The sequence below is a fragment of the Melioribacteraceae bacterium genome (genome assembly GCA_035362835.1).
Classification (GTDB): Bacteria; Bacteroidota; Ignavibacteria; order Ignavibacteriales; family Melioribacteraceae; genus DSXH01.
In genome coordinates this window covers 13,419-37,362 of sequence record DAOSDY010000001.1, presented here as the reverse complement: position 1 = coordinate 37,362, position 23,944 = coordinate 13,419, and the positions used below count along the sequence as shown (strand labels likewise).

Annotated in this window: 26 protein-coding genes; 21 read left to right on the top strand and 5 right to left on the bottom strand. The window is 40.3% G+C overall.

All coding sequences use genetic code 11. The annotated features are described in order from the left end of the window. The first annotated feature begins 109 nt into the window (after positions 1-109). The 21 genes from PLZ15_00205 (at position 110) to lptB (ending at position 19,703) form a co-directional block, all read left to right on the top strand. Positions 110-1,093, top strand: coding sequence for a MoxR family ATPase (locus PLZ15_00205; GenBank protein HOI28148.1), 984 nt, complete (start codon positions 110-112; stop codon positions 1,091-1,093). Between the two features lie 40 nt (positions 1,094-1,133). Further along, on the top strand, positions 1,134-2,009 hold the full coding sequence (locus PLZ15_00200; protein ID HOI28147.1) for a DUF58 domain-containing protein: 876 nt from the start codon (positions 1,134-1,136) through the stop codon (positions 2,007-2,009). Further along, entirely contained in the window at positions 2,003-2,956 is a 954-nt protein-coding gene (locus PLZ15_00195; protein HOI28146.1) for a hypothetical protein, read from the top strand. Before PLZ15_00200 ends, PLZ15_00195 begins: the two co-directional genes overlap by 7 nt. Next, positions 2,946-3,941: a VWA domain-containing protein gene (locus tag PLZ15_00190; protein HOI28145.1), complete on the top strand. Its 996-nt coding sequence runs from the start codon at positions 2,946-2,948 to the stop codon at positions 3,939-3,941. The genes PLZ15_00195 and PLZ15_00190 overlap by 11 nt, the downstream gene beginning before the upstream one ends. Positions 3,942-3,955: 14 nt before the next feature. After that, positions 3,956-4,999, top strand: a complete 1,044-nt coding sequence (locus PLZ15_00185; protein HOI28144.1) for a VWA domain-containing protein — start codon at positions 3,956-3,958, stop codon at positions 4,997-4,999. Next, complete coding sequence (locus tag PLZ15_00180; protein ID HOI28143.1) at positions 4,996-5,691, top strand: tetratricopeptide repeat protein; 696 nt, start codon at positions 4,996-4,998, stop codon at positions 5,689-5,691. Before PLZ15_00185 ends, PLZ15_00180 begins: the two co-directional genes overlap by 4 nt. Positions 5,692-5,756: 65 nt before the next feature. After that, positions 5,757-7,592, top strand: a complete 1,836-nt coding sequence (locus PLZ15_00175) for a BatD family protein (GenBank protein ID HOI28142.1) — start codon at positions 5,757-5,759, stop codon at positions 7,590-7,592. Positions 7,593-7,675: 83 nt separating this feature from the next. Beyond that, entirely contained in the window at positions 7,676-8,356 is a 681-nt protein-coding gene (locus tag PLZ15_00170; protein HOI28141.1) for a tetratricopeptide repeat protein, read from the top strand. Positions 8,357-8,396: 40 nt separating this feature from the next. Continuing rightward, entirely contained in the window at positions 8,397-9,506 is a 1,110-nt protein-coding gene (locus PLZ15_00165) for a M48 family metallopeptidase (GenBank protein ID HOI28140.1), read from the top strand. A gap of 47 nt (positions 9,507-9,553) precedes the next feature. Then, positions 9,554-10,825, top strand: coding sequence for a VWA domain-containing protein (locus tag PLZ15_00160; protein ID HOI28139.1), 1,272 nt, complete (start codon positions 9,554-9,556; stop codon positions 10,823-10,825). Between the two features lie 10 nt (positions 10,826-10,835). After that, the gene (gene gatC, locus PLZ15_00155) at positions 10,836-11,126 is read left to right on the top strand and encodes an Asp-tRNA(Asn)/Glu-tRNA(Gln) amidotransferase subunit GatC (protein ID HOI28138.1); all 291 of its coding nucleotides are present in this window, start codon (positions 10,836-10,838) and stop codon (positions 11,124-11,126) included. A gap of 19 nt (positions 11,127-11,145) precedes the next feature. Continuing rightward, complete coding sequence (gene kdsB, locus PLZ15_00150; protein HOI28137.1) at positions 11,146-11,910, top strand: 3-deoxy-manno-octulosonate cytidylyltransferase; 765 nt, start codon at positions 11,146-11,148, stop codon at positions 11,908-11,910. Between the two features lie 164 nt (positions 11,911-12,074). Continuing rightward, positions 12,075-12,482, top strand: a complete 408-nt coding sequence (locus PLZ15_00145) for a cobalamin B12-binding domain-containing protein (protein HOI28136.1) — start codon at positions 12,075-12,077, stop codon at positions 12,480-12,482. Between the two features lie 108 nt (positions 12,483-12,590). Then, positions 12,591-13,694, top strand: coding sequence for a heparan-alpha-glucosaminide N-acetyltransferase domain-containing protein (locus PLZ15_00140; GenBank protein ID HOI28135.1), 1,104 nt, complete (start codon positions 12,591-12,593; stop codon positions 13,692-13,694). An 11-nt stretch (positions 13,695-13,705) separates the two neighbouring features. Then, entirely contained in the window at positions 13,706-14,737 is a 1,032-nt protein-coding gene (gene ruvB, locus PLZ15_00135; GenBank protein HOI28134.1) for a Holliday junction branch migration DNA helicase RuvB, read from the top strand. Between the two features lie 11 nt (positions 14,738-14,748). Next, positions 14,749-15,564 (top strand): 3-deoxy-8-phosphooctulonate synthase, encoded by an 816-nt coding sequence (gene kdsA / locus PLZ15_00130; GenBank protein ID HOI28133.1) that lies wholly within the window; start codon positions 14,749-14,751, stop codon positions 15,562-15,564. Next, positions 15,554-16,042 carry an HAD hydrolase family protein gene (locus tag PLZ15_00125; protein ID HOI28132.1) on the top strand — a complete coding sequence of 163 codons (489 nt, stop codon included), beginning with the start codon at positions 15,554-15,556 and terminating at the stop codon, positions 16,040-16,042. Before kdsA ends, PLZ15_00125 begins: the two co-directional genes overlap by 11 nt. A 14-nt stretch (positions 16,043-16,056) precedes the next feature. Then, a complete protein-coding gene (locus tag PLZ15_00120; protein HOI28131.1) occupies positions 16,057-17,034 on the top strand; it encodes a KpsF/GutQ family sugar-phosphate isomerase in 978 nt (325 codons plus the stop codon). Beyond that, positions 17,031-17,570 carry an LPS export ABC transporter periplasmic protein LptC gene (gene lptC, locus PLZ15_00115; protein HOI28130.1) on the top strand — a complete coding sequence of 180 codons (540 nt, stop codon included), beginning with the start codon at positions 17,031-17,033 and terminating at the stop codon, positions 17,568-17,570. The genes PLZ15_00120 and lptC overlap by 4 nt, the downstream gene beginning before the upstream one ends. 17 nt (positions 17,571-17,587) lie before the next feature. Further along, positions 17,588-18,964, top strand: coding sequence for an OstA-like protein (locus PLZ15_00110; GenBank protein ID HOI28129.1), 1,377 nt, complete (start codon positions 17,588-17,590; stop codon positions 18,962-18,964). Beyond that, on the top strand, positions 18,948-19,703 hold the full coding sequence (lptB, locus tag PLZ15_00105; GenBank protein HOI28128.1) for an LPS export ABC transporter ATP-binding protein: 756 nt from the start codon (positions 18,948-18,950) through the stop codon (positions 19,701-19,703). The genes PLZ15_00110 and lptB overlap by 17 nt, the downstream gene beginning before the upstream one ends. On the opposite strand, the gene PLZ15_00100 is transcribed toward lptB, so the two are convergent. The 5 genes from PLZ15_00100 to PLZ15_00080 form a co-directional block, all read right to left on the bottom strand. Next, positions 19,700-19,876 (bottom strand): hypothetical protein, encoded by a 177-nt coding sequence (locus PLZ15_00100; GenBank protein ID HOI28127.1) that lies wholly within the window; start codon positions 19,874-19,876, stop codon positions 19,700-19,702. The two genes, lptB and PLZ15_00100, sit on opposite strands and share 4 nt — an antisense overlap. Before the next feature lie 113 nt (positions 19,877-19,989). Then, positions 19,990-21,582 carry an aldehyde dehydrogenase family protein gene (locus PLZ15_00095; protein ID HOI28126.1) on the bottom strand — a complete coding sequence of 531 codons (1,593 nt, stop codon included), beginning with the start codon at positions 21,580-21,582 and terminating at the stop codon, positions 19,990-19,992. Positions 21,583-21,678: 96 nt separating this feature from the next. Further along, positions 21,679-22,131 carry an isoprenylcysteine carboxylmethyltransferase family protein gene (locus PLZ15_00090; protein ID HOI28125.1) on the bottom strand — a complete coding sequence of 151 codons (453 nt, stop codon included), beginning with the start codon at positions 22,129-22,131 and terminating at the stop codon, positions 21,679-21,681. A gap of 2 nt (positions 22,132-22,133) precedes the next feature. Beyond that, positions 22,134-22,889: a LytTR family transcriptional regulator DNA-binding domain-containing protein gene (locus PLZ15_00085; GenBank protein ID HOI28124.1), complete on the bottom strand. Its 756-nt coding sequence runs from the start codon at positions 22,887-22,889 to the stop codon at positions 22,134-22,136. Further along, positions 22,873-23,937 (bottom strand): histidine kinase, encoded by a 1,065-nt coding sequence (locus tag PLZ15_00080; GenBank protein ID HOI28123.1) that lies wholly within the window; start codon positions 23,935-23,937, stop codon positions 22,873-22,875. Before PLZ15_00080 ends, PLZ15_00085 begins: the two co-directional genes overlap by 17 nt. Positions 23,938-23,944 lie beyond the last annotated feature (7 nt).

The following is a 23,944-nucleotide window of genomic DNA, read 5'->3' as shown; positions in this document are numbered from 1 at the left end:
TTTACGGCTCGAAATCAGTATTTTTTAACACTTTTTAACTGACTTAGAGAAACTTTTTATTTCCTCTCTTGTTAAAACAAACAGTTTTCAAAATATATAGGTGAACAAATTGGATATCACAGCGCTCAATGAAAGAATTCGTCGTGAAAGTGAATTCATTGATACACTCCTAAATGAAGTTGGAAGAGTGATTATAGGTCAGAAGCAGATGCTAGAAAGACTTGTAATCGGTCTCCTCGGAAATGGTCATGTACTTCTCGAAGGTGTACCCGGTCTTGCTAAGACTCTTGCTATAAAATCTCTTTCTGCTTCAATGAAAGCAAAATTCCAGAGAATCCAGTTTACTCCGGACCTTCTGCCTGCCGACCTGATCGGTACTCTGATCTATAATCAGAAGGAGAGTAATTTTACGATTAAGAAGGGGCCGATCTTCGCGAATTTTATTCTGGCCGATGAAATAAACCGTGCCCCTGCTAAAGTTCAGAGTGCTCTCCTCGAAGCAATGCAGGAACGCCAGGTTACTATCGGCGAAAATACTTTCAAACTTGATGAACCCTTCCTGGTGCTTGCTACTCAGAATCCGATTGAACAGGAAGGTACATATCCTCTCCCCGAAGCTCAGGTGGATCGATTCATGCTCAAAGTGAAAATCTCCTATCCGACACGTGAGGAGGAACAGAAGATTATGAGAATGAATTCAACCGGTGAACTGCCTGTCCCGAAACCGGTAATCGACCCTCAGGATATCCTCAAGGCAAGAAAACTTGTAAGCGAAATTTATGTTGACGAAAAAATAGAGAAGTATATACTCGATATAGTTTTTGCTACCCGTAATCCGAAAGATTACGGTCTGGATGAATTAACAGAACTGATAAGCTACGGTGCTTCACCGCGCGCATCTATTAACCTCGCGCTCGGTGCCCGCGCTATGGCATTTATTCGCAGAAGGGGATATGTAATTCCCGAAGATGTCCGTTCAATCTGTTCGGATGTGCTTCGTCACCGTATCGCGGTTACTTATGAAGCCGAAGCGGAGGATATAACTTCCGAAACTATTATTTCTAAAATATTGAACCGGATTGAAGTACCCTGATCATTTTTTTTTACAATAATCGGATTACCAAATAATTGTTATGCTGAATAAAGAATTATTAAAGCAGGTAAAACAGATTGAGATCCGGACACGCGGAATTGTAAACGATGTTTTCTCCGGAGAGTATCACTCCGTATTTAAGGGCCGGGGAATGGAATTCGCCGAAGTTCGCGAATACCAGATCGGCGACGATGTGCGCAGTATCGACTGGAATGTGAGTGCCCGCTTCGGTCATCCGTTTATTAAGATTTTTGAAGAGGAACGCGAACTTACCGTTATGCTCCTCGTGGATTTGAGCGGCTCGCTTGTTTTCGGCTCGATCGATAAGACCAAACAGCAGATAGCCGCAGAGATAAGTGCAATTCTTACTCTTTCCGCTCTTAAGAATAACGATAAAGTGGGTCTTATTCTTTTCACTGATCAGATAGAAAAATTCATACCGCCGAAAAAAGGGAAGAGCCACTCGCTCAGAATAATTAGAGAAGTCCTTTCGTTTGAACCGCAGGGGAACAAAACAAATCTGAAATCCGCACTCGAATATTTTAACCATGCAATAAAGAAAAAAGCAATTGTCTTTCTGATATCGGACTTCTTCGATACCGGTTACGAAAAGATTTTAAGAATTGTTGGCAAGAAGCACGATCTAATCGGAATAGTTCTCTCCGATCCCCGGGAAAAGGAAATCATCGGCTCGGGATTGATTAAGTTCAGAGACGCTGAAACCGGCAGTATCCGCTATGTCGATACAGACAGCAGGGATTTTCAGATTAACTTCAGGGAGACACAAAAGAGATTTAACAATTACAGAAAACAGCTTTTCATTACGAGCCGACTCGACTCAATCGAAATTCAATCGGGAGGTTCATATATAAAACCGCTTGTAGATTTCTTCAAGATGAGAGAAAAAAGATGGTAAGAAAATTCCTTTTTGTTCATATCTGGTTCTTCATCTCATTTCTCTCCCTTAATGCCCAGGAAATGAGTGTAAGCGCAACAACCGATACAAGCAATTACATGGTTGGCGATTATATAACCTATACACTCGAAATACGGCACGATAAGTATTTTGCCGTCTATCTGCCTCCGATTAAAGATAGCATTAAAGTACTCGATTTCATCAGGGCCCTTCCGGTGGAAAAAAAGAATGTCGGTGAAAATATTGTTGAGTACCATAAATTTATATTTTCTAAATATGATTCCGGCAAAGTGGAAATCCCTCCGGTGAGGATCGAGTATACAAAACATCAAAGCGGCAATAGGCACGCGCTCTATACAAATCCGGTTTCCCTTACTGTTCATACCCTTCCTGTAAATACACAAGAGGATATTAAGGATGTTAAGGAACCTGTAAAACTTCCTTTGAACTGGCTCCTCGTTATTGCGATAGTGATTTTAATCGCGGCATTGCTGGTGGGAGGATTCTATCTCTATAAACGATTCAGAAAGAAGAAAGATGGAGTTGTGGCTGCTGAACCGGAGATTAAACTACCTCCGCACGAAATTGCTCTGCAGAAACTTCATTTGCTCGAAGAGAAAAAATTATGGCAGCAGGGATTTGTTAAAGAATATCATTCTGAAATAACCGAGATTGTCCGTTCCTATTTTGAAGAACGGTTTGATTTCAGAGCTCTTGAAATGACTTCTTCAGAAATTCTGGGTGTACTCAGTTATCTGGAAGAAGGCCGGAAAGTTGTGGAATCTGCGAATAATTTCTTCAGCAATGCGGATCTCGTCAAGTTTGCTAAATTCCAGCCCATTCCGAGTGTAAATGATGAAATGATGAAACAGGCGTTCGGCATTGTCCACGATACAATTCCTGAATTTACTCCAAAAGGAAATGAAGAGGGGCAAGATGCTAGGTGATGTGACTTTCGCATATCCTTGGATTCTCTATTTACTGATTTTATTGCCGTTCTTTTTCTACCTCTACTGGAAGAGAAAGGATAACATCACTCCGAATATTACTTTTTCATCTCTGCAGATGTTCGGTGATGTACCGAAAAGCCTGAAAGAAAAACTGGTCCATCTGCCTGCTGTTTTAAGAATTATTGCTCTGGCACTTTTAATTGTTGCATTTGCCCGACCTCAAACGTTTTCGAGCGGCGAGAATATTTATACCGAGGGAATTGATATAGCAATGGTTCTCGATATTTCCGGAAGTATGCTGGCCGAGGATTTTAAACCGAACCGCCTCGAAGCTGCTAAAAAGGTAATAGACGATTTTATTAAGGGAAGGACTACAGATAAAATAGGCCTGGTGATTTTCTCTGGTGAAAGTTTTACTCAATGCCCGTTAACTATCGATTATTCGGTCCTGAGTAATCTGCTTAAAGAGATTTACAGCGGTATGATTCAGGACGGCACTGCAATCGGGAATGCGATTGCTAACGGTGTTAACCGGCTTAAGGACAGCAAAGCCAAGAGCAAGGTAATGATTCTGCTGACTGACGGCGTCAATAACGCCGGCGAAATTGATCCGGTCACTTCGGCACAAATTGCTCAGCAGTTCGGTATAAGAATCTATACTGTGGGCGTCGGGACTATTGGAGAAGCTCCTTACCCGTTTCAGACACCATTTGGCAAACGTTACCAGATGGTTCCCGTTGAAATTGATGAAGCACTCTTAAAACAGATTTCGAATATTACGGGCGCTAAATATTTCCGGGCTACTAATAACCGGAAGCTTGTCGAGATTTATGAGGAGATCGACAGGCTTGAAAAAACAAGAGTAGAAGTAACCTCCTACAGGCATGCGAAAGAATTATACTTTAGTTGGGCGCTGGCCGGATTTCTTCTGCTGCTTGCAGAGTTTGGACTCTCAAGAACCTATTTAAGAAAATTGCCGTAAAAACCGGGTAATAGATGATTCGTTTTGCAAACATAGAATTTTTATACGCACTTTTTTTAATTCCCCTTTTAATTGTTTTTTTCTGGTTTACTTATAAGAAACAGAATAAACTTCTCGAAAAATTTGCGGGCACTAAACTTCACGCAATTCTATTCCCGTTGCGGAGCAGATTCAAATCACCATTTAAATTCGGTCTCTTTGCTTTTACACTTGTTCTTCTTCTTATTGCGCTTGCAAATCCGCAGGTCGGAACTAAAATAGAGGAAGCAAAACAGATCGGTATTGAAGTCTATATTCTACTTGATGTTTCCAAAAGTATGCTCGCAGAGGATATTAAACCGAGCCGCCTCGAAAAAGCTAAATATGAAATCTCTAAACTGATTCAGAGACTCAAAGGCGACAGAATCGGACTTATCGTTTTCGCGGGCGAAGCGTACGTCCAATTCCCGTTAACTTCGGATTATTCTGCAGCTAATCTTTTCCTTTCTGCCGTCGATGTCAACTCGGTCCCTCAGGCCGGGACTGCTATCGGCCCTGCTTTACAATTGGCTCTTAAATCGTTCCGCTACGATGACGGCACTAAAAAGGCAATTGTTGTTATCACCGACGGTGAAGATCACGAAGGGGATATAGATTCAGCGGTTGACGATGCCAATTCCAAAGATGTTGCTATTTATGCTATCGGACTCGGTTCACCTGCGGGTGTTCCAATTCCTGTCTATAATCAGTCCGGTGTTCAAACCGGATATAAGAAGGATAATCAGGGTAATATAGTTCTTACAAAACTTGATGAGACAACTCTTAAATCGATTGTCGAAAAAGCCGAAGGGAAGTATTACCGGGGAACCAATACCGAGGATGAACTGGAATCGATCTATAACGATCTCGCTAAAATTGAGCAGACTGAATACGGCACTAAAAAAATTACCGAGTACGAGGACCGTTTCTATTATTTTTTATTCCCGGCAATCATTATTCTTTTTGCCGAGTTTTTTATTTCTTTTAACAGAGCCAGGTGGCTGATGAGATTCGAAAAACCGGGAGAGGCGGAACAATGAAAAAAAATCTTGTTTTCTTAGTATCTCTCTTTGTAGCTGCATTATCGGTTGCTTCTGCTCAATCGAAACGTGGTTTGATTAACGACGGGGTAGACCTTTATAAAAATAATAAATATGCTGAAGCTGAGGTCAATTTTAAAAAGGGTCTGGAAAAAGATAACCAGTTGTTCGAAGGCCATTTTAATCTGGGTGATGCGTATTATAAACAGGGAAGATACGACGAAGCTCTTCAGTCCTTTAAAAATTCCCTCTCTTTTACTGAGGATAAAATTAATCAGTCAAGGGTTTACCATAACATCGGCAATTCACTACTTAAATCCCAGAAGTTGCAGGAAAGTATCGGCGCTTATAAAAACGCTCTTAAACTGAATCCCGATGACATGGAGACTAAGTACAATCTTTCTTATGCACTCAACATGCTGAAACAGAATCAGAATAAACAGCAGCAGAACCAGGATAAACAGGATCAGAACAAAGACCAGCAGCAGAACCAGAATCAAAACCAGAATCAGAACGATCAGAATAAAGATCAGGATAAGCAGAATCAGCAGCAGCAACAGCAGCAGAAAAATCAGATCTCGAAAGAGGATGCTGAGAGAATTCTTGAAGCCCTTAAGAATAATGAACAGGATCTGCAGAAAAAATTACGTCAGATTAAAGGTAAACCTGTTGTAAGAGAAAAAGACTGGTGATTAAGAGACGTATTGAATGTATCATAATAATTTCATTTAGATTCGGGCACAAAATTTTTAAATATATGAAACCAGTAAAAAAAATCAGTTTATTCTTAGTTGTTCTATTCCTTCTTAACGGAATATTCCATTATTCCAATGCTCAGGAATTTAATTCGAGTGTAGACCGTACAACTGTCGGCCAGTACGATCGGTTTCAGGTCTATTTTACTTTTTCGGGAAGTGATGTGAACGGCGTGAAGGATTTCCGCCCGCCTAATTTCAGCGGATTCAGAATTTTATCCGGACCAAATCAATCGACAAGTATGCAGATAATTAACGGTAAGGTCTCCGGCTCACTTTCATTTGTCTATATTCTTCAGCCTTCAGGAATCGGCGATTATACTATTGGCTCTGCTTCAGTCGAGTTCGGCGGTAAAACATACCGCACCAATCCGATAAATATAAAAGTGGAAAAGGGAACTCCACAGCAACAGCAGCAGAGCACAGGCGGGTATTCGGAAGAGGAACTTGCAAAAAATGTTTTTATTGTAGCTGAATCGAATAAGAACCGTGTTTACCTGGGCGAACAGCTGACTGTCACATATAAACTCTATACGAAATTAAATATCTCTTCTCCGCAGATTACCAAACTTCCTCAGTATCAGGGATTTTGGGCTGTCGAAATCGATCCTTCCCAAACTATCGCTTTCGACGTCGGAATGTATAAGGGCGAAAGGTACCGTGTTGCTACAATTAAAAAAGTTGCTCTCTTTCCAACTAAGACCGGTCAGCTGAACGTTACGCCTTTTGAACTGAATATCCCGGTCATCGTGAAAAAGAAAAAAACGGGTAATGATGTATTCGACGAGTTCTTTAATGATTCTTTCTTCGGAAGGACTGAGACTGTTGAATATCAGGCAAAGTCGAATACTCTCAGAGTTGAAGTCGATCCGCTTCCGGCAGCAGGAGTTCCTGCGTCATTTAACGGTGCTGTTGGTAATTTCAATTTTAAAACTGAAATAGATAAAGACAAAGTTGTAACGAATGAAAGTATAACACTCCGTCTTACACTCTCCGGATCCGGGAATATCCAATTATTAAAAGCCCCTGAACCGCAGCTCCCGGCCGGTTTCGAAAAATATGATCCCAAGGTTTATGATAATGTAAACAAAAGCGGAGTTGTCTCGGGTCAGAAAATTGTTGAATATCTGATAGTGCCGAGAATCCAGGGCGATAAAGAGATTCCATCGATGGAGTTTTCTTTCTTTAATCCCTCCGCCAGGAAATATGTTACTCTCAATTCTCCCGTTTTTAAAATTAATGTAGTAAAAGGTGAAGGACAGTACGAACCGGTTGCAAGCAATTATGCCAAAGAGGATGTTAGATTATTAAGCGAAGATATCAGGTTTATTAAAACCGGTGATTCCGGACTTGAGAGGAGGCAGGATAATTCGGCTCTTAAACCCTGGTTCTGGATCTCACTCATTCTGCCTGTCTTCGGTTTGATTATTGCGGTTGGTTATAGAAAGCGGCAGGAAAAACTCTATGGAAATATTCAACTTATGAAATATCAGAAAGCCGAAAAAGCTGCCCGCTTGCGTCTGAAGATTTCCAAGAAAGCGCTCGACGAAAATAAAATCTCGGAATTCTATATGGAGCTGTCCCAGGCTCTCTACGGATACCTTGAAGATAAACTGGGTATACAGAAATCGGAGTTTACATTAGAAACCGCTCTTGAAAAATTAAAATCGAAACTCGTCGATTATAACTTAATCGATCGTGTAAAATCTGTTGCTGAGAAGTGCGAATTTGTCCGTTTCGCTCCTCAGGGGGAAACTTCTACTTCGGCTTCGGAAATCTATAACAGTACGGTTAAACTGATTGTTGAAGTCGATTCTGCTCTGGAGAAGAAGAAATGAATAATTTTATGAAGGCCGTATGTGTCATCGTTCTGTTTTTATCGTTTCCAGTTTTGAATTGGGGGCAGTCGCCTGAACAATTAATGGAAAGGGCGAATAAATATTATCAGGATCAGAAATATGATCAGGCTATCCAGGCATACAAGCCGATTCTTTCTCAGGGTTACGAAAGTCCTGCTCTCTATTATAATCTCGGAAATGCCTATTTCAAATCCGGCAGTATCGGTAATGCCATCCTTTATTATGAAAGAGGATTAAAACTTTCACCCGGCGACGAGGATATTCAGTTCAACCTGAAAGTCGCTAATTCCCGCACTGTAGATAAAATTACTGAGCTACCTAAAATTTTCATCGTTCAATGGTGGGAGGTGTTTATTACTTCCTTCTCTTTGAGCGGCTGGTCTGTTATTACTGTTATTATTTTCTGGATTTTCTTAACGTCGATTGGACTTTTTATTCTCTCCGGAAGAATCAGGATACAGAAAATTTCATTAATGGCCGGCTCAATTTCTCTCGCGCTTTTAATTTTAGTTGTAGTAATTCTGATTTCGCGTTATAATCACGAAGCTGTAACTGATTATGGTGTCCTTACCGAAGAGATCTACTCAGTAAAAGTCGCTCCGGATCAAAAAAGCAACGACCAGTTCGTTATCCATGAAGGGATTAAATTCGTTGTTGAGGATCAGGTTAATGGATGGTATAAAATCCGCCTGGTGGATGGTAAAGTCGGATGGATCCCGCAGAATGTTTTCGGACTTATCTGATCAATCCTTTCTTACCGCTTAAACACGGAAGACCTGTATAATGAATGGAGATGCCAAGAAATATAACAACATTAAACTTTCCTTCAGCATTGGAAAAGGGATATTGTCTTTTCTTCTACTCTTCTTTTTTTTGTATTCCGGACTAAGTCTTCAAACTGAGATTTTTATAAGAGATTATTTTTCAAACAGCTATTTAGTTCTGCTAGTTTATGTACTGCTATTGTCCCTCTTCCTTTCAATAATTTTTGCACCCGTAAATTATTATACCGGTTATTATCTGGAGCATAAGTATAGCCTGTCCAATCAAACATTCCTTAAATGGATTGTTGAGAATTTAAAAGAAACCCTGGTTGGAGCAGTTATCGGTATTCCGCTTTTACTGATATTCTACTTCATACTGAACTATTTCTTGGAGAACTGGTGGCTCCCTTTTGCAATTCTGATCTTTTTTGTATCGGTCATTCTTGCTCAAATACTCCCGGTTCTAATTCTTCCCATATTTTATAAAGTAAAACCGGTTGACGACGAAGAGCTAAAAACCCGGATATTAGAGTTGTCCCTGAAAGCCGGACTTAAAGTTAATAATGTTTACAAATTCGATATGAGCCGTAATACAAAAAAAGCGAATGCCGCATTTACCGGACTCGGCAGAACTAAAAGAATTCTGCTTGGCGACACACTTCTCGAAAATTATACTACTGATGAGATTGAAACAGTTATCGCTCATGAACTGGGGCATTTTAAGAAAAAGCATATAATCAAGAATATTATCATCAGTACTTCTCTCAGCTTTTTTACGTTTTATTTAATCGCTTTGCTTTTCTCCGGCTCAATCCGGTTTTTCGGTTTTAATTCAATTACTCAAATCTCCGTGCTCCCTCTTCTTGTTTTATTCGGAACACTGATTGGATTGTTTTTTACTCCCATATCAAATTTCATCTCCCGCCGATTCGAATACGAGGCGGATGACTATGCCGTCAGAACTACAGGCAAGAAGGAGGCATTTATCAATACTCTGGAAAAATTGACCGATCAGAACCTGGGGGATAGAAACCCGCACCCCCTGGTTGAGTGGTTCTTTTACAGTCATCCCTCTATTAACCGGCGGATCAATGCAATCAATCAGTCATTCCGGCAGTTACATTATTAATTTTTATCATTATATTTCGGCAGTACAAAGAGAAAATCAATCGATAAATGTTAAACCGGATTAGCAAAGTACCTTTACTTTTAGTTGCTCTAATTGCTTTCAGTTGTTCCTTCGATTCTACTGCGCCATCAGAGACGACGCCGATTATTGATCCGGTTACTTCGGATAAGAATTATCCTAATACCCCGGCTCCATCAGACGGTGCTCTTAATCAGCTTCTTTTTGTAACCCTTAAATGGGAATGCGATAATGCTTCGGAGTATGATGTATACCTCGGACCTATGAATCCGCCGCTTATTAAATACACTACAACACAAAGTAAATCTTTTACTACTCCGCCGCTTAACTACAATACAAAATATTTCTGGCGTATTGTTGCGAAAGGAAATGACGGGGTTTCAAGGTCTGGCCCGGTATGGAATTTTACCACTCTTCCATCTACAATGCCAACGATTAACGGATATGCTCTAAAACTTCACAGGACTGAAACCAGGTTGCCAAATACTGTAGAAGTGGTTTTCCAGGTACTCGATCTCAACGGAAGCGGTGTTACAAATCTTCAATTATCCGACTTCGAGGTTTTTGAAGACGAATTACCGTTATCTATCTCGGAATCAGGATTAAAAATTGAAAAGCGTGCAGCATCCCCTTATAAACTGAAAACAGTTCTGTTGCTCGACAACAGTACAAGTCTTGAAAATGATCTCGGTACAATCAGAAATTCGGCTAAAGAAATTGTTAACGGAATAAGACCCAATCAGGAAGTCGCGGTTTATCAGTTCTCCGATAAGGCAGCACTCCTTAGCGATTATTCATCCGATGTAAACCAGTTAAAAAATATTATCGATACACAGTACCTGCTTGGTGTAAGGACAACTGATTTTTACGGATCTGTTATAACCGGTTCGAAAAAATGGGACGACATCTTTTCTCTCGACGAAATTGTTCAGGGATGCTTAATTATTATTTCCGATGGCGAGGATACACAGGGTTCCGTCTCACTGGCTTCAGGATTGAATTCAATTCATAATAAACTTGTCTATACAATCGGCGTCGGTCCGTCGCTTCAACCGGAAATAATAAATGCTTTTGGTACTGGTGGAAGTTTTAAACCGGGTCAGGAGAACGAAATAATCCGGAGATTCTCTGAAATGGAAAACCGGGTTGTCAAATTTGCAAACAGCTTTTATGTAATGACGTACAGCAGTCCTAAAAGAGGCGATCGGGATCACTCTCTTAGAGTTAGAATCAAAAATAATCCCTACCAGGGGGATCAATCATTTATTTCTACAACTTTTAACAGCGCCGGGTTTAATTAAGGAATCTTAAATGTCTGTATCCATCGATGATGTAAAATATATTGCGGATTTGGCAAGACTCAACTTTGATGAACAGGAACTGGAAGGATTTACATCCAGTTTCAATGAAATATTAAGCTTTTTTGAAAAACTTAACCAGCTTAATACAGACAATATTGAACCGATGTCGCACCCGGTACCGAATGAAAATGTTTTTCGTGAAGATCTTCTGAAAAATTCAATTGACAGGGAGGAAGCGTTGAAAAATTCCCCCGATCGCGACCATCAGTTCTTCAAAGTACCGAAAGTTATAAACCAGTGATCTATTCTAAAGAACTAATATGATAATCGGTATAATACCCGCGCGTTTTGCATCCACCCGGCTGATGGGAAAACCTCTTGCCGATATCGGCGGCAAACCGATGATCCAGCATACCTATCAGTCAGCTAAAAAATCCAAATTGCTCGATAAAGTTGTTATTGCTGTTGATGACGACCGCCTCTTCAAGGTTGCTAAGGATTTCGGCGCTGAAGTCTATATGACTCCTCAGAATGTTGCTACAGGATCCGACCGAATCGCTCTGGTTGCAGAAAAAATTCCCGATGCCGGCATAATAGTTAATATTCAGGGCGATGAACCTTTTATCAAAGGTAAAATGATCGATGAAGCTATCGAACCTCTCTTATTCGATAAGAAAGTAAGTGTCTCAACGCTTGCTAAAAGAATAAAAAGCGTTGAAGAAATGAAATCTCCCTCTGTTGTTAAAGTTGTTTTCGATTACAACAATTTTGCAATGTACTTCTCGCGTTCTCCTATCCCGTTTGCCCGCGATGCCCGCACTAATCTGCAGAGGATCGAAAACGCTGAAATGTATAAGCATATCGGTCTCTACGTTTATAGGCGTGATGCCCTCCTTAAATTCACAGCATCAAAACCGACTGATCTCGAACAGATCGAAAAATTAGAACAGCTCCGCTTTCTCGAATACGGATATAAAATGAAAATAGTAATTACGGAAATCGATAGTCTCTCTGTCGACACCCCGTCCGATCTCGAAATTGCTCGCAAATATTACGATAAAATTGTTAAATCTTCCAAACGCTGATCGGTACTTATCTCTGATTTTATTGTAAGTCAGGCCATTATACTTCTCTCAACTGGTTTCATCATTTTTCATCTGCAGATTCCGGAATGAAATTGTCTTTTGACTAAACTGGTAGTATTTTTCGTATGTATAAAATTGATATTATTAAGAAAACGGATATAAAAATGGAACACAAAATCAGAGTACTAGTGGCAAAAGCCGGATTGGATGGTCATGATAGAGGAGCTAAAGTTGTTGCCGCGGCTCTCAGAGATGCTGGTATGGAAGTGATCTATACAGGTCTAAGGCAAACACCTGAAATGATTGTTGAAGCCGCAATCCAGGAGGATGTTGATGCTATTGGAATCTCTATTCTCTCCGGCGCGCATATGACTATTTTTCCAAGAATCCTGAATCTTATGAAGGAAAAGAAAGTTGATGATATCCTCCTCTTCGGTGGGGGAATTATTCCTGAAGAGGATTTGAATAAACTAAAAGAATTAGGCGTCGGAGAACTTTTTACTCCTGGTACTCCTACAACTGAAATAATAAAATTTCTGAAAGAATGGGTTGTCAGCCACCCGAAAAATTGATCATTCCCTTTCTAAACCCCCCGTTTCCGGGGGTTTTTTATTATCATCAATTATAGTTTAATAAAACGGATTCTTTGTTTATTTTTGAACAGTAGTTAAGGATTCTTAATGGCTTCTGAAAACCGGATTAGAATTATTTTTCTTGATATGATGCGTGCGCTCGCCGTCCTTATGATGGTTCAGGGGCATACGATAGACACATTCCTTGCCGATGAATACAGAACGATGGACTCTCCATTATTTTCAATCTGGTTTTTTATAAGAGGATTCACGGCACCTATCTTTATGTTTACGTCCGGTGTGGTATTTACATATCTGCTTAGATCCTATAATGTACCCTTTTTTGAAAATCCGAGGGTTAAAAAAGGGCTGATCCGTTTTGTTGTTCTGGTATTAATCGGCTATCTGCTTCGTTATCCAACTTATACAGTCTTTAACTTCAGCGTGGTCACGTTCGAACAGTGGCGCGGTTTTTTTGTGGTTGACGCTCTCCATCTTATCGGATTCGGTCTTCTCTTTGTCCTGATTCTTTCCCTAATTGCTGATAAATTTAAACTGCCGGATTACTTAATTTTTACCCTGGGCGCCCTCTTTTTCTTTCTTCTATATTCATTGACTGAAAAAATAAACTGGGCTAACTTTCTTCCTGTTCCGTTTGCCGCATATTTTTATCACGGTACAGGCTCCTATTTCCCGCTTTTCCCCTGGGCTGGATATGTTATTGGCGGAGCGATGCTGGGTAGTTACCTTGCACATAATCCTGTCTCCTTTACAAGCTATAAATTCTCTTTACGGCTTTTGTTAATCGGTCTTGCATTTCTTGGCCTTTCGCAGGGAATTGAATTGATAGAAAATATTTTCTATAACAAGCAGGGTTATTGGACAGATAATCTTTATGTAATTACTATGCGAATTGGATTAGTGCTCCTGCTTAATAGTCTTATGTCCTTTCTCGCTCTTAAACTTAAGAGTATTCCCGAATTTGTTAAACAGGTCGGCAGGCATACATTGCTTGTTTATGCTGTCCATTCAATTATTCTTTACGGAAGCGCCTGGATACCAGGATTAAATTTGATTTTTTCGAGAAGGATGGATATCTACAGTTCAATTATTTCAGCCGTTTTGATGATAGCTCTAATGGCTGTTATGGTCCTTGGTATTGAGAAGTATAAAATGTATAAAAAAACAAAATTGGCTCCATCAGAAATTTAACTGGAATAAATTTGAAAAAAAGATCGGATAATCTAAATCCATCCCCTGCTGATGATGAAAAGAAAATCGAAATCTCGATTCGCCCTAAAAAGTTTGATGATTTTACAGGGCAGTCAAGAATAACCGATAATCTTAAAGTTTTTATCGGCGCTGCTAAAAAAAGGGGCGACGCGCTCGATCATGTTCTGCTAACCGGCCCGCCCGGTTTAGGCAAAACTACTTTAGCACATATCATTGCTAACGAAATGGGTGTTAAGATTAAAGTATCCTCAGGGCCTGTTCTCGAAAAACCGGGTGACCTTGCCGGTATCCTTACCAATCTGGAAGAAAAATCTGTGCTCTTCATCGATGAAATCCATCGGCTCAGTCCCGTTGTCGAAGAATATCTCTACTCCGCGATGGAGGACTATAAGCTCGATATTATGATCGATAGCGGCCCTAATGCACGAACGGTTCAGATAAAACTTCCTAAGTATACTCTTATCGGTGCGACAACAAGAGCGGGACTCTTAACGGCTCCGCTTCGCGACAGATTCGGAATTAAATCCCGGCTCGATTACTACGAAAGCAATCTCATCAAAAAAATAATTGAACGCTCCGCCGGACTGCTCGATATTAGAATCGATACCGATGCATGTACTGAACTTGCCAAGCGGTCGAGAGGAACCCCGCGTATAGCGAACAGACTTCTAAGAAGAACCCGCGACTTCGCAGACTATGAGAACAGAAAAATTGTAGATGCTTCTATTGCAAAAAAAGCTCTGACTGCACTCGAGGTTGATGAATTCGGCCTGGATGAAATGGATAAGGAGATTATTCTTACAATTATAGAAAAGTTTAACGGCGGACCGGTAGGGCTTAATACTCTCTCGGTCGCGGTTAACGAAGATGCAGGAACAATTGAAGAAGTATATGAACCTTTTTTAATCCAGCAGGGATTTATTCAGCGTACTCCGCGGGGCAGGGAAGCAACCGACCTTGCTTATTCCCGGTTCAATAAAAAACGGGGACAGATCAAAGATCAGGAGAATCTTTTTAATTAGAGAAAATAATTATGGTCCAAACAGGTAAAATTAATATTGGAAGCGGGCATCCACTTGTTCTTATTGCAGGTCCCTGTGTTGTGGAAAATGAATCAATAACACTTCGAACCGCTGAAGAAATTCTTAAAATAACCGGTGAGCTTAAGATTCCGTTCATCTTCAAATCGAGTTATAAAAAAGCAAACCGGACAAGCATCGGCACATTCTCGGGTCTCGAGATGAATGAAGCGATCAGAATTCTGAAAAAAATTAAGCTGGAATTCGATCTTACTTTATTAACCGACGTCCATTCTGAAAAAGAAATTGATCTGGTCTCGGAATTTGCAGATGTACTTCAGATTCCTGCATTTCTTTGCCGTCAAACTGAGTTGCTTATTGCTGCAGGCAGAACCGGTAAAACTGTTAATGTTAAGAAGGGTCAATTCCTCGCTCCGGAGGATATGAAATATGTTGCCGGAAAAATTGAATCGACCGGGAACCGTAAAATACTGATGACTGAAAGAGGAACTACTTTTGGCTATCATAATCTTGTAGTTGATATGCGCGGATTGGAAATAATGAAAACTATCGGGTATCCCGTAGTAATGGATGCAACACACGCAGTTCAAATCCCGGGTCAGGGAGGTTTCAGCGGGGGAGAGAGAAAATTTATCCCGGCTCTTGCTAAAGCCGCTGTTGCTGTTGGTGTCGACGGCCTCTTTCTGGAAGTTCATCCGGAGCCCGATAAAGCTCTAAGCGATTCAGGCAGCCAGTTGCCGCTTTCATCTCTGAGACGGTTACTCATTACAATTAAAGAAATCGATTCGATTGTTAAAAATGAAAAATAATCTTCTTCTGCTCCTTAAAAATGTGAAATTATTCCTGTTCGACCTCGATGGTGTGCTTATTCATAATAAATCGGGGAATGAGGATCCTGTTCCGTTTCTTAAAGAGATAAAAAAATTTTCTGAAGAAATTAAGAAATATGGATTATCGTTCGGAATTGTTTCTGCCAGGCCGGAGGATGAATTGATATCCGAGTTGAAGAAGGATACATCAATTACTGTTATTTCCTCTTCTTTGGAAAAAGTAAATGAAGTCGAAAAACTGATTGGAAGGTTATCAATCGGTTTCTCAAATCTCTTTTATGCGGGTGATGAAGTTCTGGATCTTCCGCTTCTTGCTAAATGCGGAGTATCTGCTGCTCCTTCCTGGGCAGGGAGGAATGTTAAACGGTCGGTTAAGTATATCATTAAAGGATCTGATACGGGTTCTTTATTAAATGAAATTTTAGGACTAATTAAATCAGCTCATTCTAATAATTAATCTTCAGAGGTAATGTGTCCGAAGAACAGATTTTGGCGAAAGGAAAAGAGGTAATAAGAATCGAAGGTAATTCGGTTCTTAATCTATCCGGAAGCATCAATAAGGACTTTGTCCGTGCTGTTAGAGCAATCCTTCATTCCAATGGCAGAGTTGTATTTACAGGAGTTGGGAAATCTGGAATTATTGCGCGTAAAATTGTTGCTACAATGAATTCCACGGGTACTGCTTCTATTTTCCTTCATCCGACAGATGCTCTGCACGGTGATCTGGGAATGGTTAGAAAGGATGATATTGTAATTCTGATTTCTAAAAGCGGCCATACGGAGGAATTGATTCAGCTTATCCCGATGTTCAAAAGAATTAATGTAAAGCTTATCGGCATGCTCGGGGAAAAGAATTCAAGGCTTGCGGAAGAATGCGATATAATTCTGGATGTTAGCGTTAAGGAGGAAGCATGCCCATACGACCTTGCGCCTACTGCATCAACTACAGCCGCTCTGGCAATGGGCGATGCTCTCGCAATAACACTTCTCGAACTGCGCGGATTCTCGGAAGAGGACTTCGGATTGCTTCATCCGGGCGGAAGCCTGGGTAAAAGGCTTTCCCTTAAAATTTCCGAGATTATGATTAAAGGGAACGATATCCCTGTCGTTACCGAGAATACATCAATCAAGGATACAATTTTTGCGATTACTTCGAAGCGGCTTGGAATGACCTGCGTGGTTGATTCCGAAGGGCTGCTGTCGGGTATCATAACCGACGGGGACCTGAGACGGTTGCTCGAAAAAACGCTCGATATAAAAAATCTTTCGGCTTTGGAAGTAATGACGCGAAAACCGAAAACTCTTAAGAAGGATCTGCTGGCATCCTTTGCTCTCCAGCAGATGGAAAACCATAATATCACTTCACTAATTGTCGTTGACGAAATGAACCGGCCTGAGGGTATTGTTCACCTCCATGACCTTGTAAAACTCGGATTACAAACCAGATGAGATTATTTATATCCGCTCTTATAATTATTCTTCTTGTCTACTGTTCCGATGAAAAGATCAAACCGATCATAGAGAATAATAAATCAGCAACTGAAATCCCTTCTCATGAGAGCTGGAACAGCAAAATCACTTTTACAAATGAAGGTAAAACCCGTGCGGTACTCTTTTCCGACCACCTGAAAAAATACGATCTTCAGAAAATTACTCTGCTTGAAGGCGTTAAAATAAATTTCTATAATCCTGAACAGTCTGTTACTACAGTTTTAACTTCGAAACGCGGTAAAGTGGACGACCTTACAATGGATATGTATGCAATTGATAGTGTTGTGGCCGTTAACGACAGCGGTACAGTCTTAAGAACAACCGAATTGAAATGGCGCAACAACGATGAGAAAATTATGACGGATAAATTTGTAAGCATCCGTTCTTCCAAAGAAATAATTGAAGGTTATGGTATGGAATCGGATCAGCACCTTCACAACTATGTAATCTTCAAGGTTACTTATTCCGCATCAGTAAACAATAAAAAACAGTGATAAATAGAATTTTAATATTGTCCATTCTTTTTGTCTCCCCGGCTCTCTTCGCTCAGGCGAGGGAAAATATGATTGTTAACGGCGAAACTTTAGTCGGTAAGATGGTTAACGGGGAAAGTATAAGGGAAGTAATCGGTAATGTAGTAATAACACAGGGTGATGTCCGTATTACCTGCAGTAAAGCGATACAATACCTGGCCCGTAATGAGGCGGAACTGATCGGAAATGTTGTCGTTACTCAGGATAGTGTTATTATTAATACTGCATCGGGTTTTTATTACGGCGATTCTAAAATAGCATATTCTAATTCGGGAGTATCACTATTCGACGGGCACGTTAACCTGAATGCTGATACAGGTTATTATTATTTTGATGAAAAGCGGGCTAAGTTTATTAACAGGGTACGTCTGGAAGACCCTGTCTCCCGGATGGATTCTGATCGGCTTACTTATTTTAATGATGAGGATAAAGCAGTCGCTGCAGGTAGAGTGAAAGTTCAGGATTCCACATCTGTTCTCTTTGCCGATAGTCTGGTTCATTACAGAAATACCAAAATCACGTTTGCATATAACAATATCTTGATTTATGATCCAAAGAATCGCCTTGCCATATTTGCCGATAATCTTGAGGATTACAAGCAGCTGAAGTATTCAAAAATATCTGATAACCCTATTCTTGTAAAAATTGATACAACCTCGAACGGTGAGCCTGATACACTCGTTATCTCCTCCAGACTGATGGAGGCGTTCGACGATTCTGTTAAACGGCTTGTGGCAACGGATTCTGTTAGGATTGCCAGAAGCGGTTTCGCTTCGGTAAATGATTTTACGGTTTTCTATCAGGAGGCCGACCACCTGTTTACTCAACGGCCGCCCGAAAAATCCACTCCCCCTGTTATCTGGAACGAGAATACGCAGTTGCTTGGTGATACGATTAATATTTTCCTTGAAGAGAACCGTATGAAAGAACTGCTTCTGAATTCTAACGCCTCAATTATTTCAACAAATCAGAATTATATCTTAAAATATGATCAGTTATCCGGCCGGGAAATAAAAATGTCGTTTGGCAAAGAAGGGCTTCAGAAAACCGAAGCTTCGGGTAATGTTCTCAGTATCTACTATCTATTTGAAGAAGGTGAACCTAATGGGCTTCTTAAGTCGAGTTCAGAAAGAACGGTTATATATTTTCAGGATAATGAGGTATCCGACGTAAAGTTTTACGGTAATCCGGCAACCGAATATCATCCTGAAAATTTAATCCTTGGAAAAGAGAAGGAGTTTACGATCCCTTCGTTTATTATTTATGAAAACAGACCCGACCAGAATTCAGTTTTAGGTAATCGTAAAAAAATGATTTATTCAAAAATGGAAGATCTAAATGAATCCGGAAAGTAAATTTATTCTGCGTGGCGAGAACCTGAAGAAAGTTTATAAAAAACGTGCTGTTGTTAACCGGGTCTCTGTTTCGGTTGAGCAGGGTGAGGTTGTTGGATTGCTGGGTCCCAACGGTGCCGGAAAAACAACAACTTTTTATATGATTGTTGGAATGATAAAACCTCTTGAAGGACGTGTCTTCCTGAATGAAAATGAGATTACTACTGAACCGATGTATAAAAGAGCAAAAATGGGTGTCGGTTACCTTCCTCAGGAAGCTTCCGTATTCCGCAGACTAAGCGTTGAAGATAACATTATGGCAATCCTTCAGATGATGAAGCTCAGCGATAAGGAGAGAAAAGAAAGACAGGAGAAATTGCTTGACGAACTCGGTATTGGTCACGTTCGTAAAAGCATGGGATACCAACTGAGCGGCGGTGAAAGAAGGCGTACTGAAATAGCACGCGCTCTTGCTACTGAACCGAGATTTATTCTCCTCGATGAACCGTTTGCCGGTGTCGATCCCATTGCCGTTGAAGATATTATGAATATCGTCGCCAACCTTAAGAATAAGAATATTGGAATTCTTATAACCGACCATAATGTTCATGAAACACTCAGTATCGTCGACCGGGCTTACATTTTGATTAACGGGCAGATATTTAAGGAAGGTACAGCAAAAGATCTTGCCGAGGATTCCGATGTCAGAAAAATGTACCTCGGTGAAAAATTCAGATTGGACCGCTACTCCGGAGATTAAGAGAAGATCATATATGAAATCACAGAAATAGAAATAGTATAAAGAATTATCAAAGCAGTTTTTTTAATTCTTCTCTTTCTGATTATTTTTTTCTGAAACGTCCAGGTAGACGTTTCATCCCTTTTATAATCGCCTTTTTCGATCGACCAGTTTTGAAAATTCGAATTTTTCATATACTCAAATAAGAATTACGGTAAAAAATATAGACTTAAAGATCAATAAGAAATGATAATTATCACACTTTGAAAACAATAGTAAGACACTAAAAATTCACTAAACCGCTAAGTTATTTATTAAATTCTTTTATAATCTTCTGAATTTCCGCCTCACTTATCCCGGCTCCAAGCATTGTATCTTTAGCCGGACTGTTTGATTTTCTGCTTATATCACCGAGCGGATTTGATGCCGGGTTGCCCGCACGGGCTCTTAACCTCTCTTCAATCTGTTTTGTAAAATTACCTTCGGATGTTGCACCGGATGTACTTAGTGAGGCTGGCAGATCGAACGATGATACCGATGCACCGGAATTAACCGGACGAACTTCGAATGCCAGGGTTTTAATATTCATCAGGTGTTTTGCAGAAACATTCTCCGATACTATTGATCCGCCCCATGTGCCCGGGCCTAAAGTCATTGAAGGCGTTAATGCTGTTGTATATCCGACCGCGCCAACTGAAGAAGGAGTATTCACTACTATTCTGAATGCCGGTTTTTCCAGCGCAAATTTCATTATTACTTCCTTGTCATTCGAATGAATAACGAGCGTATGGCCTACTCCTCCAAATTCAAGCAGCTCGATGCATCTGTGGCATCCTTCAAGCCATCCGTCAACTGTGTAGAACGCGAGCATCGGCGATAATTTCTCTATCGACAATGGTTCCTGTTTCCCGACCGATGAACACTCTGCTACCAGAACTGTAGTTGTTGGAGGTACGGAGAATCCTGCGTAATTGGCAATCCATACCGCAGATTTGCCTACTATATCTGCATTCAGTCTGGCTCCCTTTGCAACCGTGTTCTCAAGTTTCTTTTTCTCTTCCTCATTTACGAAATAGCATCCGATTCTCTTTGCTTCTTCTATAACTTTTTCTCTCAGGGGTCTGTCAACAATCATTGCCTGTTCGGATGAACAGAGTACGCCGTTATCGAATGTTGTGCCGTATACAATATCGGCAACTGCTTTTTGAAAATTGGCAGTTCTTTCGATGAACGCCGGTACATTGCCCGGCCCTACTCCGTAAGCCGGTTTGCCGGAACTGTATGCGGCCCGAACCATCGGAGTACTTCCCGTAGCCAAAATAACTGCTATGTTTTTATCCTTCATTAATGCATCGGTCCCTTCTAAAGTAGGAATCGTCATACATTGGATTAAACCTTTCGGGGCGCCTGCTTTCTCTGCGGCTTCCGCTAGAATTCTTAAGGCTTCCGAAGTACAATTGACTGACTTTGGATGCGGGCTGGCTACCATTCCGTTTCTGCATTTCAATGATATTATTGCCTTAAACATGGCCGTTGATGTCGGATTGGTTGAAGGTATTAAAGCCGCTACTACTCCCATCGGCTCTGCAATCTTTAATATCTTGCCGTTCTTCTGAACATCAATTACGCCTACAGTTTTAAGTTCCTTTATCGATTCCCAGACATCCTTTGTCCCGAACTGGTTTTTGGTAACCTTATCCTGCCATTTACCGAATCCGGTCTCTTCGTGTGCCATCTTTGCCAGACGCTCGGCTTCTTTGAATCCGGCATCGGCCATCGCTTTTACAACTTTGTCAACCTGATCCTGACTGAAGTGTTTGAATTCCAGTTGGGCTTCTTTTGCGGCTGCGGCAAGGTCCCTTGCCTCCTGAACCGACTGAAGGTCTTTGTCAATTTTCATTGAGGATTCCGTTCTTTTCGTAACCAAATATAAAGATAGGTGAGCTAAACTTCAACGAATGCAGTTATTAGATTCTTTACGGAAGATTTCAGGTTTTTAAATCCACCGTCTTACTACTTTACAATAACTCAAATATTTTTCTCTGAATTCAGAAGCAAGCATTTTTTCTTCAGTTGATATAAATCTTTTATTTATTACAATTATAAACAAGATTGGTATAACAAATGAGCCGATCGATCCAAGAATTATTGATTCACCCAGAATGAAAAGAAACATCCCCAAATACATCGGATTCCGGCTAATCCTATAAACCCCGGTTGTTACAAGAGCAGTTGATGCTTCAAAAGGTTTTACTGTTGTGTTGAATTTTTTGAGTGCGTTATCCGCGGCAATATTCAATATCCCGCTTATAATTAATGGTATTAAGCCTAAAAGATTAAACGGGTATTCAATTATTTGTATGAATGGGATCAGGAAATGAATTAGTAGTGTTAAAACAATTCCGCTTAAAAAATAGGTCGGAGGTAATATCTTCCCCCTCTTTCTCATTTTTATTTGTCGAGTATCTGTTTCAATTCACTGTAACCTGATTTGCTTACAGGGAGCTTCTTACCATCCTTTAGTAATACAAAGTAAGTCTCCTTTTCGAATAATTCTATCTGCTGAATCTCGGTCGTTTTTACAATATAGGATCTGTGAATTCGTATGAACTCGGCTGGATTCAGGTTTTCTTCAAAGTATTTCATTGTTTTTTGTTTTAGAAAATTTCCGCCGGCAGTATAGATCATTACATAATCGTCCTGCGCTTCAAGATATTTTACACTGTCGACAGGGAGGATTGTGATCTTCGGACCGTTCTTTACGACAATTCTTTCCAGGTGCTCATCTTTTCTGCCGATATGTTTTAACAGGTCGGAGATTTTCTTATCGGATTCTGATTTATTTTTGATCTGGTTTTCAGCTCTCTGAATTGCCTCGGCAAACCTCTCTTCCGAAAAGGGTTTCATCAGGTAATCGGTTGCATTTACTTCAAATGCTTTCAAAGCGTATTGATCATATGCGGTCGTAAAAATTATTACCGGTGGATTCTCCAGTACTTCCAGCATCTCGAACCCGGTCAGCTTTGGCATCTGTATATCCAGGAATACCAGGTCGGGCGAAAGCTCGCCTATCATTTTGAGCGCATCGAAACCGTTTGAACATTCTCCCGCAAGATCAATATGAGGATAATTCCGGAGATAATTTTTTACGATGTCTCTCGCTAATTTCTCATCGTCAACTATCAGTGTTTTAATTCTGTTTTTCATTTTTAACCGGTATGTAAATATTAACTCTGAATAAACCGTTAAGTTTTTCAATTGTTACCAGGTTATCCTGATTGTAGATCAGCTTTAACCTGTTCTGAATATTCTTGATCCCTATCCCTTCGCCTTTACGTGGAATAGCTTCTGGATCAAAATTATTCTCAACAATTAATTTAAGATATTCTTTTTCGGGTCTGCAATGCAACCTGATAATTACTTTTTCGAGACTTTCGTATACCCCGTGCTTTATTGCGTTTTCAAATAGCGGCTGTAGTATCATGCTCGGTATTTCAAGGTCTTTGCATTCCGGATTAAGTTCCTCTACAAATTCAACTTTGTCGGCAAACCGGACTTTCTCAATGTCCAGGTAGAGCTTTGCATTCGAAATCTCATCTGTCAGTTTACTTTTCTGCTTCTCATTCTTCGATAAGGTGCTTCTTAGAAATGACGATAGCTTGATTGTCATTTCCCTGGCCTTAACCGGATCGCTTAGTGTGAGCGAACTGATAGAATTTAGACTGTTGAAAATGAAGTGCGGATTAATCTGGTATTTCAACGATTTTAATTCCGCTTCCTTAACAAGAGTATTCAGCTCTGATTCACGGAAAAGTTTCTGCTGAAAATTATTGTAGTAGATTATCACATAATCCACGGCCACAATAATCAGGTAAAAGAAGATTCCGATTATAAACCGCCATATACCAGAGTTCAAAAGAAATGTCTTGTACTCCTGATTGTCATTAAAAATATTAACGAGAATATAATAACCTGACAATGCCCACACGGCGGACGTAATAATTGCGGCTGCCGAATGGTTTACGAATATTTTTACAGGAGTATAATTTTCAAGCGTGTTATAACTTACCGTATACCAAAGACTGATGCCGAGCAGAAAGTAGAGAGTATTATAGATAATGCTTTCGACCAGGGCCTGTTCCAGTTTTACATTAAGAAGGAAGATTACAACTACATTGTGTATCAGGCTGATGAAGACCCATATCATCAGGTAGATAGCAAAAATCTTTATGTTCTTTATAAACGGATTTCCCATTTCTGTC